12 protein-coding genes are annotated in these 14172 nt (G+C 34.0%); 2 read left to right on the top strand and 10 right to left on the bottom strand.

Annotated features, from left to right (window positions below; translation table 11 throughout):
• Positions 1-64: 64 nt before the first annotated feature.
• The 9 genes from ACZ42G_RS04685 to ACZ42G_RS04645 all read right to left on the bottom strand — a co-directional run bounded on the left by ACZ42G_RS04685 (position 65) and on the right by ACZ42G_RS04645 (position 12188).
• The gene (locus tag ACZ42G_RS04685; protein ID WP_085112961.1) at positions 65-1348 is read right to left on the bottom strand and encodes an ABC transporter substrate-binding protein; all 1284 of its coding nucleotides are present in this window, start codon (positions 1346-1348) and stop codon (positions 65-67) included.
• Positions 1349-1757: 409 nt separating this feature from the next.
• Positions 1758-2759: a LacI family DNA-binding transcriptional regulator gene (locus tag ACZ42G_RS04680; RefSeq protein WP_464851664.1), complete on the bottom strand. Its 1002-nt coding sequence runs from the start codon at positions 2757-2759 to the stop codon at positions 1758-1760.
• 102 nt (positions 2760-2861) lie between these two features.
• Positions 2862-3671 carry a carbohydrate ABC transporter permease gene (locus ACZ42G_RS04675; protein ID WP_085112963.1) on the bottom strand — a complete coding sequence of 270 codons (810 nt, stop codon included), beginning with the start codon at positions 3669-3671 and terminating at the stop codon, positions 2862-2864.
• 14 nt (positions 3672-3685) lie between these two features.
• Positions 3686-4585, bottom strand: coding sequence for a carbohydrate ABC transporter permease (locus tag ACZ42G_RS04670; RefSeq protein ID WP_085112964.1), 900 nt, complete (start codon positions 4583-4585; stop codon positions 3686-3688).
• A gap of 77 nt (positions 4586-4662) precedes the next feature.
• Positions 4663-5934, bottom strand: a complete 1272-nt coding sequence (locus tag ACZ42G_RS04665; RefSeq protein WP_464851662.1) for an ABC transporter substrate-binding protein — start codon at positions 5932-5934, stop codon at positions 4663-4665.
• 142 nt (positions 5935-6076) lie between these two features.
• Positions 6077-8401, bottom strand: a complete 2325-nt coding sequence (locus ACZ42G_RS04660; RefSeq protein ID WP_464851660.1) for a glycoside hydrolase family 65 protein — start codon at positions 8399-8401, stop codon at positions 6077-6079.
• Between the two features lie 57 nt (positions 8402-8458).
• Positions 8459-9469, bottom strand: coding sequence for a LacI family DNA-binding transcriptional regulator (locus ACZ42G_RS04655; protein WP_464851658.1), 1011 nt, complete (start codon positions 9467-9469; stop codon positions 8459-8461).
• Between the two features lie 151 nt (positions 9470-9620).
• On the bottom strand, positions 9621-11438 hold the full coding sequence (locus tag ACZ42G_RS04650; RefSeq protein WP_464851656.1) for a WD40/YVTN/BNR-like repeat-containing protein: 1818 nt from the start codon (positions 11436-11438) through the stop codon (positions 9621-9623).
• A gap of 72 nt (positions 11439-11510) precedes the next feature.
• On the bottom strand, positions 11511-12188 hold the full coding sequence (locus ACZ42G_RS04645) for a 4Fe-4S double cluster binding domain-containing protein (protein ID WP_464851654.1): 678 nt from the start codon (positions 12186-12188) through the stop codon (positions 11511-11513).
• Positions 12189-12311: 123 nt separating this feature from the next.
• Here ACZ42G_RS04645 and ACZ42G_RS04640 point away from each other — a divergent pair, with 123 nt between their 5' ends.
• Complete coding sequence (locus ACZ42G_RS04640) at positions 12312-12608, top strand: alpha/beta-type small acid-soluble spore protein (protein WP_085112970.1); 297 nt, start codon at positions 12312-12314, stop codon at positions 12606-12608.
• A gap of 94 nt (positions 12609-12702) precedes the next feature.
• Complete coding sequence (locus tag ACZ42G_RS04635) at positions 12703-13221, top strand: DUF4364 family protein (RefSeq protein WP_274892563.1); 519 nt, start codon at positions 12703-12705, stop codon at positions 13219-13221.
• Here the strand turns inward: ACZ42G_RS04635 and ACZ42G_RS04630 are convergent.
• Positions 13205-14116, bottom strand: coding sequence for a YncE family protein (locus tag ACZ42G_RS04630; protein ID WP_464851652.1), 912 nt, complete (start codon positions 14114-14116; stop codon positions 13205-13207). The genes ACZ42G_RS04635 and ACZ42G_RS04630 overlap by 17 nt on opposite strands.
• Between the last annotated feature and the right edge of the window lie 56 nt (positions 14117-14172).

The raw sequence follows: 14172 nt of genomic DNA, 5'->3' as shown, positions 1-14172 counted from the left end.
ACATTGATTTAAATTAGGACATACTTCTCGACCATGTGCAAAAGAAGTATGTCCTATAAGCTAATTACTTGCCAGCATCTTGAACCCAAACATTTGTCAATTCTGATAAGAATTGATCATCATTTTTTATAAGTCCAGCATAATACTTTTGAATGACATTAGAACCATCAACATCTATTCCATTAGGGAAATAATTGTTGTACACCCATGGAATGATTTGACCTTTATCAACATACTGAGCAACTTCCGCTGCCAGTGGAGCCTTTGGAGCCTTTACTCCTTTGTATGCTGGAATAAACTTCAAAGTATCTGCAGAATATTCTTGTCCTTTATCGCTTGTAATCAACCAATCCAAAAATTCAATTGCAGCTTTTTGTTGTTCTGGCGTTGCATATTTATTTACACGCCATGCAGTAGCAGTACCAACAGCTAATTTTGTATTTCCACCTGTCGGGAATGGAATAATTCCATATTCAAAATTTGGTTTATCTTGATCCAAGACTGATTGTACCCAGTCACCTTGGTGTATCATAGCATATTTGCCACTTGCAAATCCCGCCACTTGATCATCGTATGAATCAAGTGCATTGTTTGTATATGGTTTTATCTTATCCATATCTTTTATCCATTGCACTACACTCGGTATGTCTTTCATAGTAATTTGCCCTTTGTCAAGTTTCTCTATATCTGTCTTGTAATTTGGATCAACTGCAAAAGCCCAGTTAAAAGGATGTATAAATGAGAAATATGTCTCTTTCGCAAAAGCAATAGGTTTAACAACTCCATTTAATTTTGACAATTTTTCACACGCATTAACTAATGCATCGATGCTTGTTATTGATGCTGGATCTATGTTTGCTTCTTTAAACAAATTTTTATTGTAAATCAAACCATAGCCTTCAACTGCTGAAGGAAGACCATATAACTTGCCATCAACAGTAACATCGTCTTTTACTCCATCTGCCAACATTTCAGCCGCTTTTGAATTTTTTATTTCAGCCATATATGGTTGAAATTTAGGAGTATCTGGTCCTGCAATAGTAAATATCGTAGGTGCTTTTTCTGGTGATGCAGAAAACTGCGATTGTAATACAGTAGCAAAATTATCTCCTGAAGTACCTAAAAGTTTCACTTCTACTTTATCCTGTGATTTGTTGTAGTCATCAATTATAGTTTGGAGATCAGACTGTATCTCGGTTTTGCTTTGCATCACTGTTATGGTTATCTTGCTATTTTGGCTGGAAGCTGTTCCATTTTGACTAGTTTTGCTATTATTGCTTGATGAACATCCTGTCACTAAGGCAATTATTAAGATCGTCGAAATTAATAAACTTAATATTTTTTTCATACAAACGCTCCTCCTATTTTTTAATTTTTATGATGATTGTAAAATCACAATTGAAGTTTTTTTAGCACCTCCTTTTAGTTTTTCCAAGATGAGCAATATCGACTTATTATACATAAAGTAAAAATTTGACTTAAATTCAGCAAGCATTGATACAACAAATATTCTATTAAAAATATATTTAACAATTTTAATGTTTTACTTGATTGCTTGCCAAATTTAAGCTTAATAAAGCATAACTGTAACCGCTTACAGTTTCTTGACAAATAAAAGCTACAGTTTTTATATCATCCAATCTAAAATAGACTGTCAATAAACACAATCTGTAACCGCTTACAGTTATATTGTAACATCTTTTTTAAAAATAATCAATAGTTTTTAAATTATTTTTTTAATTTTTTTGTGCATTTCTTTAAATGCAGGACTGGCGAATAATCAATCTGTGCTTTAAAATAACTCTCTTTTCAGATATTTTTTTATTGTCTATTATCTTTATCAACATGCGAGCTGCAACAGCGCCAATATCGTACATAGGCTGCGCAACAGTAGTTAAAGCTGGCCTCGTCACCTCTGCCAAGTCGAGATTATCAAATCCTATTATAGAAACATCGTCCGGACATCTTAGACCAGCATCATAAATGGCATTAATAGCACCCATAGCCATTACATCACTGAAGGCAAAGATAGCATCTGGTTTAACACTGCCTTTTAGCATTTCTTTTGCAGCTATATAGCCACCTTTTGCTTTAAAATTACTTTCTTTTATCAACTCATCATATACTTTAAGACCAGCTTCTTTCATAGCATCGAGAAATCCGTAAAGCCTATCAACACTATCAACAGTTTCTTTCATACCGTTCAAATCGCCATGGATGACACCTATTTTTTTGTGACCTTGCGATATCAAATATTTTGTAGCGTCATAAGCAGCTTTTTTATTGTCTATTACTACATACGGCACATCATAATTCGTCGCTCTTCCAGCTAATACTAACGGTATTTTTCTGTCTTTGAAAATATTATATATTTCATCCGAAAAATAATCGCTATGGAATATTATGCCATCCACCCATCTGCTTTTCAACATATCAATGTACTGTATTTCTTTATCTCTGGAGTTATCGGCATTGCAAAGAATTATATTGTACTTATATATATTGCATACATCTTCTATTCCGCGAACAACTTCACTATAATACGGGTTAGATATGTCAGGAACTATTAAACCTATAGTGTTTGTCTTCTTCATAGCCAAACTGCGAGCCAATATGCTTGGCTCATAGCCAAGCTCTTTTGCCGCTTTCAATACACTTTCCCTTGCCTTTTCGCTGACGTATGGACTATTATTAAAAACTCTTGAAACAGTTGCTGTTGAAACGTTCGCCAGTTTTGCTACATCATCTATATTTGCCATACAGACCACACATTCCCTTCGCAATTAACTTAGAGTCATAATGCATATAAAATAGTAACCGCTTACAATTATATCACATTCATTTTAATACATCAACACAAATCATTTAAGACCTGTTGTAGAAATCCCTTTGACAAATTGTTTTTGGAATACGAGAAATATAAGTATCATCGGCAACGTTAAAAGTATAGCGCCTGCCATTACTTGATTCCAAAATTGATAATACTGTCCGTAGAATGAATTTAATCCAACTGGCAGTGTGTACATATTATCGCTGGACGTCAAAAGACTTGGCCACAAAAAACTATTCCAATTGCCTGTAAACATGAATATAAACTGTGTTGTAAGAGCAGGCTTCGACAATGGTAAAACTATTTGCAGAAAAATCCTAAATCTAGACAATCCATCTATCGTTGCAGCTTCTTCCATCTCTTTCGGAATAGATAAAAAGAACTGTCTCATTAAAAATATGCCAAAGCTGCTGGTTAAAAACGGTATAGTAAGCCCCCAATAAGTATTCACCCATCCTAATTTGCTTAATAAAATATACGTTGGCACCATTACAACCTGTCCAGGCACCATCATAAGCGCCAACACAATAATGAATAGGAAATTACGTCCTGCAAAATTAATTCTGGCAAGAGCGTATCCAGCCATTGAATTAAACAATAAATTTCCAAATGTAACTGCGATAGCAACAATCAAACTATTAAAGAACCACTTCAGAAATGGAAACTGACTTATAATCATGTTATAGTTACCAAACGTTAAATTCCTCAAATTAACGCTTAAACTATCTATTTCGCTTGTAGGTTTAAGCGAAGTTATTATAGACCAAATGAAAGGCCCTAATGTGATTGCAGCATAGACTATGGCTATCAAATAGAGAATAAATCTGAATGCTTTAGACATAATATATTTACCTCCTAATACATTTCTTCTTTAAATAATATTCTTTGCAATAGTGTTAAAAGCAAAATAATTAGAAATAGTACAAAAGCCATAGCTGATGCGTAACCCATGTTAAAATCTTTAAACCCTGTTTTATATATGTCAAGAACCACCGTCATCGTCGCATCAAGAGGTCCTCCACTTCCTCCTGACACAACGTACGCCTGATCAAAAATTTGAAAAGTGCCTATCAATGAGACTACAAGGTTAAAGAATACAACGTGTCTCAACAATGGAAGAGTTATATTTACAAATCTTTGAAATTTATTTGCGCCATCTACTTCTGCCGCCTCATACAATTCTGCAGGAATGTCTTGAAGCCCTGCTAAAAATATTACCATATAGTTTCCAACTGATGACCAAATAGCCATCATCATGATTGACGGCAAAGCAAAATTAACATTGTTAAACCATGCTTGACCATGTATACCGATTTTTGACAAGATTATATTGACCAATCCATCTGCTTTAAATAAATACAAAAAAATAACTGACACAGCAACTGTCGATGTCACAGTAGGTATATAATACGCAACTCTAAAAAAGGTTTTTCCTTTAATGTCTGAATCAACGACTAATGCAAGGATTAATGCTATAAATAATTGCGTAGGTACCACAAACAATGAATATATCGTTGTATTAAGCAAAGCCCTTTTAAATGTTTGATCATTTAACAATCCTATATAATTTTTAAACCCTACCCAGTGGCTTGATAAAGGATTTAAGTATGAAAAATCTTTAAAGCTTATTATAAATGCATAAATTAATGGTCCAATAATAAATACAGAAATAGAAATAACAAAAGGCATCATAAAGGCATATCCCGAAATAGCTTCGTTTATATATCTTTTCTTTGAAATTGAATGAGCTTTCATACTGAGACTCTTCCTTTCAATCCATTAATTGAAAACATCAAAATCTTTATGCAGCACCATTAAGGTGCTGCATAGCATCATTGTCCAAGCTGCTTCTGTGCATTATCAAGTGCATCTTGAGCATTATTTGCCTGCTTCATTATAAGCGAATCTGAAGCTTTATTTGCTGCATCAGATACTTTTGTACCAAGAAGTCCAAACTGCCATGGGTATGAATAAGCTGCGCCATCGATAAATGCCACTCTATCTGGATATTTTGCTCTAAATCCTTCTTCCATAGACTTCCTTGATGGAAGGGCAAGACCTGAATCAACCACAAATTGTTGCCCTTCTTTTCCAGTTAAAAACTCCAATAATTTAAATGCATCATCTTTATTTTTGCTGTTTTTATTCATTACATAAGCAACAGTAAAAGCTAATGTTGCCTTTTGTTTGCCTCCAGGAAGCTCAGCTATTCCGTAATTGAGGTTTGGATCTTTATCTTTTAAAAATGGTATCATCCATCCTCCTTCAATGGCCATTGCAGCTTTTTTAGCAGCAAATACATCGCCATTCCACCCTCCACCTAAATTCTGTGGTGTATCCGCCACTTTATCTTTAGTAATAAGCCCTGTGTAAAAGTCAAGTGCTTGAGCATTTTCTGGAAGATTTAAAGTTACCTTTCCATCTTTATATACTGAGCCACCATTTTGAAGCATAAAAGCTTCGAACCTTGCAAGATCTGACGACAAAACCAAGCCTTTTACCCCATTCTTGGTCAATTTTTGAGCATCTGCTTTTAATTCATCCCATGTCTTTGGAGGTTCACTTATACCTGCAGCATTAAACATGTCTTTATTATAGAAAAGCGCTAATGTGTTATAATCCTTTGGAAGACCATATGTTTTTCCTTCCCACTGAAATGCTGAAAGCAACGATGGTTCGAAATCATTTACATCTACGTTGTACTTTTTGATATAATCATCTAATGGTTCTAAAACACCTGACGACATAAGCTGCGGCGCCGGCATGCTATCAAGATAGAAAATGTCCGGAGCTACATTCGCAGCAATTTCTGTTTGCAATTTTTGCATGTAATCGCCTACTATTGTTTCAATTTGCACATTAATATTAGGATATTTTTGCTTAAACGCAGCTAACTGATCATTTACAATTTTTGTTTCAGCAGGTGAAGAAGACCACATGCCAAGTTTTAAAGTTACAGGTTTTGCAGTGTCTTGTTTTTGAACAGAGCTAGTTTCATTATTGTTGCTATTGGAAGCAGTGTTTTGTTTTGCCGAGCATCCGGAAAGCAATGCGGCTATCAAAAGTATTGTAACGACAAAAATGCTTATAAATTTTTTACCCATATTATTTTCTCCTCTCTTGATAAATTATGATTTTAAGCAAACTAAATATTCACCAATTTAAAGTAATCCTGAATCCCCCCTTATTCACAGTTATTTATCTTTATAGGCAAAGCAGCAATTTCTGCTTATGCCTATTGCACATCTAATTAACTTCAATATCTTTTCCTTTTATTTTTACTTTTACCTTTCTTCCGTTGCCTTCAAGAAGTTTTACATCTACATTATCTTTATAAATATTGATTTGAAGCAGATTGCCTTTCCAATAGACTTGATATGATAATTTATTCCATTTTTCTGGCAACCATGGATTGATATTCAAAACGCCCTCTTTATCAATGTTCAAACCGCCAAATCCAAATACAGCAACCTGCCATGTGCCTCCGGCAGAAGCGGCATGGAGACCCTCTTTTGTGTTGCCTTGATTATCTACAAGGTCCACATTAGCACTCCTTATAAATGAATAATACGCGTTCTTATAATCACCAACTTTTAAACCCATGATAGAATACATACTTGGACCTAACGAAGATTTATGCATCGTCCTCTTTTGATAGTATTCATAGTTTATCTTTTTCGTCTCATAGTCAAATTCTTCACCTAATAAGAGCATAAGCATCACTACATCAGCCTGTTTTACAAGTTGCGTGTCATTTAATTTTGTGACATCTACGTCATCAGGCCATATCGGCATATTATTCTCATCAAACTTATCTATTACGTAATCTTTTCTCTTGAAATAGCCTTCAAACTGCTCTAAGATATTTTTTTCTCTATCAAACGGTATATAAATTTTAGGAATAATACCTTTCCAGTTTTTCAGTTCATCTTCTGTTAAACAAATCTTAGATGACAACATTTCATATGTTGATGGATAGTCCTTTTTCAAAATCTCAACGAATTCAATTGCTTTTTGAATATTCCACCTCGCAAGATAATTAGTATATGAATTATTATTTACATGCTCGTGAAACTCATCAGGACCAATCACATCATTTATTTCATACCTATCTAACGAATCATTGTACTCGCATCTTGATACCCAAAACCTGGCAGTTTCTAATATCATTTCTATCCCGTATTCAAGCATAAAATCTATATCATCTGTGGCTCTGTAGTACTCAAAAACAGCGAAAGCAATATCGGCAGTTATGTGGTATTCTATATCTCCAGTCCATATCCTTACAGGATTGCCTTTATAATCAACACCCCATTGTGGTGTCTCTTCATTTCCTGTGTCAGCAGATTCCCATGGATATTGAGCCCCTTTATATCCATTTCGTATGGCATTTTGTCTTGCCGCATCCAAAAGATTGTATCTATACATAAGAAGTGTTTTAGCTGCCTTTGGATATACGTATATAAAAAATGGAAGCATAAATATTTCTGTATCCCAAAAAACATGGCCTTTGTATCCTTCCCCGTGGAGAGCTTTTGCTGCAATGCTTACCCTATGGTCACTTTCGTTAACAGAGCTCATCAGATGAAATACATTGAACCTCAAAGCCTTATCTGCCTCATTATCACCATCTATCTTAATGTCCGCAACATTCCAAAGCTTTTCGTATATTTCAATGTGCTTTAGAAGTTCATTATCTATACCCTCTGAAGCAAAATTGTAAACATCTTTCTCAACTTCACTTTTAATCTTTTCCTTTGATATATCCCTTGATGTGTAAATTGAAACAAATTTGTCTACTTCGACAGTTTTATTTTCAGCCACATCAAACTCATAGTATTCTGAAGATATTTCACCTAACGGAGCAAATCTTTTATGCTTTACAATATTATCTCCATCATCGCTGCGATAAATTTTTACATAGAAGCCTGTTCCAATTCTTGCATCATCATCTCTTGTGGCTGTTTCAAGATAACAACCACCATTGACAAAGTCAGTATTTTCAACAACACGTAAATGTTTTGTTTTATGTGCTGGATTTTCTTTTGAATTTAACACAGATCCATCAATTATGCTTTCTACAGCAATGGTGCCATTATAATTCACAGGTGTTATAAATAGCTTTATAGCAGCACGATGAACGTTATGTTTGCTTAAAAATCTGTACCCTTCTATATGGGTAATCATTCCAGAATCATCTTTTAATGTAATGCCTCTAAACAGGATTCCATGTTTCATATCTAAAATTCTGATAAAATCTAAGATTTCACATTTATCAGGATTTAAATTTTTTCCATTAACATATATCTTTATGCCAACCCAATTTTGTACATTGACCAATTCCCTTACTTGAGCTTCTGACTTATCAAAAATTCCAGCAATAAAGTTACCTGGGCACTCATCATCAGCGCCTTCTTCAAAACTTCCTCTTACTCCCATATATCCATTTGCAAGAGTAAAATTTGTTTCATACCTTTGATTTAATTTTTTGTCATATCGGTCCTGCGAAATAAGCCATTTATCATCGCTTAACAACTTATTTATATCGTCAACAAATGTGTATCTAGTCACACGTATACCTCCTGCCAAATAATGTATCCGAAACGTTTTGGTGACTTCCTAAAAAAATTATATTTTTTTTGCAGATTGCCGAATAACAAGCCTATGGGGTACTACGATATGTTTTGGTTTTTCACCTTTTATTATCGATACAAGATGTCTGGCCGCCATATAACCTATTTTATAATTTTCCTGCCTTATTGTTGTCAAACTTGGAGTTATCAGTGATGATAATTCAATGTCGTCAAAACCAACTATAGATATATCGTCAGGAACACGCATGCCAAGATCTTGTGCAGCCTTTAATGAACCTATAGCCATCAAATCTGAAGCGTGAAAAACTGCAGTGATTTCTGGATTTTCAAAAATCATCTTTCTGAAACAATTATATCCTCCATCTTGAGTAAAATCATCAAAAACAACATATTCGTCTTTATAAGGAATATTGTTTTTGTAAAGCGCTTTTTTATATCCTTCCAATCTTTCAAAACTCACTGCAGCATCATTATGCCCGTTTATAAAACCGATATTCTTATGCCCCAATTTTACTAAATAGCTTGTTGCCTCAAAAGCAGCTTGCACATTATCTGAACTGACATAGCCTACTTTATCATTTAATATAGGAATATCTATCAACACAGTTGGAATATCTGTGTTTTTTATCTCCTCTATATACGGATCGCTTAATTTTAAACCCTCCACAATAGCGCCATCAACTTTCCTGTCATAGCATAATTTTTCATAAGGCGTCACATCTTGTGAAGCCGGATCAACCGTATACAATATAAGGTCGTATTTATCTTTTCTTAAACCCGCCTTTATACCTGCCAATATCTCCAGAAAAAACGGATGGTACGCACCTGGTTTAATAAGTTCTGAAACAACCAGACCTACTGTGTGAGTCTTATTGGTCACTAATCCTCTTGCAATAGAATTAGGAGAGTAGTTTAACTCCTTAGCTATTTTCTTGATTTTTTCTCTTGTTTCTTCACTTACATCCGGATATCCGTTTAAAGCTCTGGAAACCGTAGTTACAGAAACACCTGCGTATTTTGCAATATCTTTTATAGTAACTGCCATTACATATCCACCTTTTCCAAAACGTTTTGGTTTAATTTTATTGTATACCATTTCTTTTTATATGTCAAGTGAACGTGACTTAAATTTTTTAATAAAATTCCAATTGTCAAAAGCAATTATTTACCTTTCGACAATTGGAATACTTATTTTTTCAATTCTCCTTCATCGATACTGCCATCTGCAATGCGTCAACAGGTTTAAAATTGTAATTTATATAGTATACACTTGATTCCTTTGTCCAGTAAATGTTAGTTGTAGTTTTATTTTTAGATACATTTACAACAATCAAGCCTTTGTTTAGCGGAACAGGCAAATTGTAATTTTGTAAATATTTTACCATCTGCTTTGCCAAATCGATCTGAGGCTTGTCAGATGAATTAACTTCAACAGTCCATCTGCCCTCTCTCCATTGTACGCTGTACTTACCTTTCCCTTGATAAACCTCTCCCCATATAAAATCTTTATAATCAAGCTTTTGACTCTGTTTATCGACTATAAAACCATTATTCTGCCGAATCGCATTTACATAATTTTCCGCATCAATATCTGAGGCGAAAAGAAAACCTCCAAAATCGCCCAAAATATCGTTAGCATCAATATTGGCCGAATCTATCTTAGTATTTTTTAAATCATATGTTTTATCAGATATAATCAAATCAACATTGTAGCTATCGTTAAACTTCCCCATTTCAGGCACAGCAGTTACATACATATTTTTTTTATCCTCTGGCAAAGGCACAACCGTAGGAGCATAAATCTTAATTATTGCATTACTTTCAATGTCTTTTAAAGCATCTATGATAATCGGATTTACATATTCAATATTTTTTTGATTATTGTCCTTTCTTATAGGATACTGCTGCTGCCACGTTTGCCCCCCATCAAGTGTGTTTAATATTAGTCCATTGCCATTTTTCGTCGATGCAATCCAACCATTGTAAGTATCTACGAACGTCATCGGAATAGGCCCTTCAATTATGCTTTCTAAGTCAAATTGCGGAACAGGATAACTGCTCCACGTATTTCCGCCATCGGTAGTTCTCGATATCAAAATCTTGTCACTGTCATTTTTCGGATTTAGCCCAATGGCAAAAGCAGTTTCTTTATCAACAATATCTATCGAGCTTAAATATGAACCTAAAAAATTATTGGTTTTATGACTACCGTAAAAACTACTAAAATTTTTTTCTTCAGCCAAAGCAGTCCAATTTTTCCCACCATCTGAAGTTTTTAAGACTAAATATGGCTGTTCCTCTGCCGATGTCCATTTTCCTCTATAAACGGCCCATATATTGTTTACATCTAATGCATAGATCTCTACGGTCCATTGTCCTTGCAAATATGGATTGTAAACAAAATTCCACGAAATTCCACCATCTCTTGTATAATATATACTATTATTGTACGATGCAAATCCATGGTATTGATCGACAAAATCATAGGAATCAATTTTTATTTTAGTGTTTATACTTTCCCACGTCTGTCCTCCGTCGTTAGTAATATAAAGTTTACCTTCGTGGGTACCATAGCCTCTATCCACCGTTACAAACTTTATGTTTTCAATATTCACATTCATTTTAGGCAATTCAATCCACGTCTTACCACCATCTGTAGTCTTCAAAATAGATCTGTCAGATGATATGGCCCAACCATAAATAGAATTGGCAAAATCAAATCCTATTATATTAAAAGAACCTGTATGTTCAACGGTCCAGTTTTTACCTCCATCATTTGTAGACAAAATAATTCCTTGTCCACCAGCCCATCCATCTTTTCCATTTATAAAGTAAATCGCCTGAAGACCAAATTTGGGCGCATTGTTTAGATTATAGCTAAATTCAACATTTCTATTGATTTTATACGTAGTATCGTTAATGCCATTTTCCTGATTTTTGTTTATGCCACAGCCAGTCAAGAAAAATATTAATATTACAAATAGCACTGCAAATCTATACGATAATCGCCACATAGTCGTGACTCCCCTTTTTATCTTTCTAAATAAATTTTAGCAGACATTTAAAAGGATTTTATAAAAAAATTATTAAATTTTGATGCCGTACGGGCATACCCTGATACATATTCCGCAAACAGACCCTCGTCCTATGTGTTTAAAATTTTTGTTCATGTACTCACTGCATGCATGTGCATCAACAATTTCCTTTCTATCCATTCCAACTTTCCACAATCTGCCGTGCAGTGCCATTGCTGGACAACTTGTTACGCACAAATTGCAATCACCGCATCTGCTTTCAGTAACAGGAATACCTGGATTTAAATTAAAATCAGTCAATACCGTGCCTAACCTTACTCTTGGCCCATATTTTTCAGTGACCAAAAGTCCATTTTTCCCGATCCATCCCAATCCAGCCATTGTTGCAGCAGTTTTATGCTGAAATAACCCTCTGTACTCTCCAAGTTCTTTGATGGACTGAGATGCAGGCACAGCCAATGCATTGTAGCCCCATTCCTCCAGCAAAAGCACAGTTTTTAATGTGATTTGGTCTATCAACGTATTCACAGAACGGTAGTGATGAAAATACGTATAAGTTGGTTTATCATCAATTTCATTAATTATCCTATTCGACAATTTTATCAAAACAGTTATACCATATTTTAAATCTTGCAAACTTTCAGGAAGCACATCGCCAAGATAAGAGAATCCAACATCCGATGCACCCCAATCTTTAATTTTTTCTAAAATAATCATTTGTTTGTCCATTCACATCACCTTTTTAGTTTTATTCCAAAATAATTTTAACATATTGTTGTTAAGTAAAAAAAGAATAAATCATATATTTTTACGCAAAATTAGATATGGGAATAATTTTGAGGAGGTAAAAACATGGCAAGAGGAAGTTGGAATGATAAACCAAAAGTAGTGCCTGAAGCACATCAAGCACTGGATAATTTAAAATACGAAGTAGCAAAAGAATTAGGTTTGCCCGTAAAACAAGGATCTGAAGATTATTGGGGCACACTTACATCTCGCGATTGCGGTGCTGTCGGAGGACATATGCTAAAAAGAATGGTACACTACGCTGAATCCGCCATGTCAAATGGTGTTAGCATAAGCGGCGAAAAGACGACAAAAATTGGAAATGGTGCAGCAGGCAGTGAAGCAGAATACATGAACAAATGATGCTTTGGAGAGTATTTAAAATACTCTCTTTTTTTAATATATATTTTGTGGTAGAATATAAATAGCATACAACATGTTGTGAGAGGTGTGAAAGTTGAGTTATGAGATTCAAGAATTAGCAGAAAACAAATTGATAATTTTGTACATTTTAAATAGAATAGATATGCCTATTACAGGTGAACAGATAAACAGAATAATTTCTGATAACAACCTTATGAATTATTTCTATCTTCAGCAATACCTAAACGAATTAGAAGAAAGCAATTTTGTAGATCTTAGGGAAAATAAATACGTATTAACTGAGTTTGGTTTAAATGCATTAAAGTTATTCTTTAAGCACATTCAGGAAGAAACAAGAAAAAAAATAGATGAATACATAGTTATAAATAAGGAAAAATTCAGACAAGAATCACAGTATGTAGCCACATACTATAAGAAGTCTGACAGAGAATACATCGCAAATTTACAAGTTGTAGAAAACGACATTGTCCTTATAGAGATAAATCTAAATTTAGTCAATGCACAACAAGCAAAGATCGTTTGTGATAACTGGAAGCAAAAATCAAATGACGTATATAATTATATTGTAAAAGCCCTTACGCCTCAAAAATGAGACCATCGGGCTCTTTTCCAACTTCTATCCTTCTTTCAATTTTGAGATTTTCTATATCCACTAAAATCAACTTATTTTCACCAGAAACTGTTATTAATGCATGATTCTTAAACACCCTTACATAAACCGGCATATAACCACAAAAAAGTTCTGTACGTTTTTTTGTGTACAAATCAATTTTCATCAAGGTATTAGAGCATGAATTTACAACAAGTATATACTTTTTGAAAAATGCAACAGATATTGGTAATTTCCCACATTTAATATCATCGGCAAATGTATCATTAATTATGTCATATACGGATATTGAACCATCAAGTCCCGTCTCTAAATATGAGTTTGCCACGAATAAAAATTTTTCATCGTCTGATAAGCACATTCCAAATGGCTTTGACTTAACAGACAATGTTTTTTCTACATGTAGATCAATTGGATCTATCAATGAAATTGAATCAGAATTTGTATTTGATACAAAAATTTTATTATGCTTTTCGCTATATACTATAGATTGTGGCTGAAATCCCACATTAACCTGCTCTACTATCTTACCTGCCATTATGTCAAATACGCTCAGGCAATCTGCATCACCATTTAAAACATATATACGATTATTTAAAATCATACCATCGTTGGGAGAAGGTCCAATATATACAGTATCATGCAATCGAAAGTCATCAATGCCAATAATACTCATCGAATCATCAAACACATTTAGAGAATAAAGTTCTTTTCTTCTGCTATCAATAAGCAATCTATGGGGTCCTTTTTGCGGTATGTGGAATTTATCACTCTTATAAATAAAATCATCATTAATCAATTTAAGAAATGACTTTGTGTGATTGTCGCTTATATAGCTTATGGTGTCATCGCCTTTGTTGGCAACTAATATTTTCAATGTTCATCCCCCCATGCATATGCTAATTTATAATATGCACAGAAGGCATTAATGTC

The sequence above is a fragment of the Thermoanaerobacterium calidifontis genome, assembly GCF_055381745.1.
The sequence above is the reverse complement of the archived record's forward strand: the minus strand, read 5'-3'. Positions and strand labels throughout refer to the sequence as shown.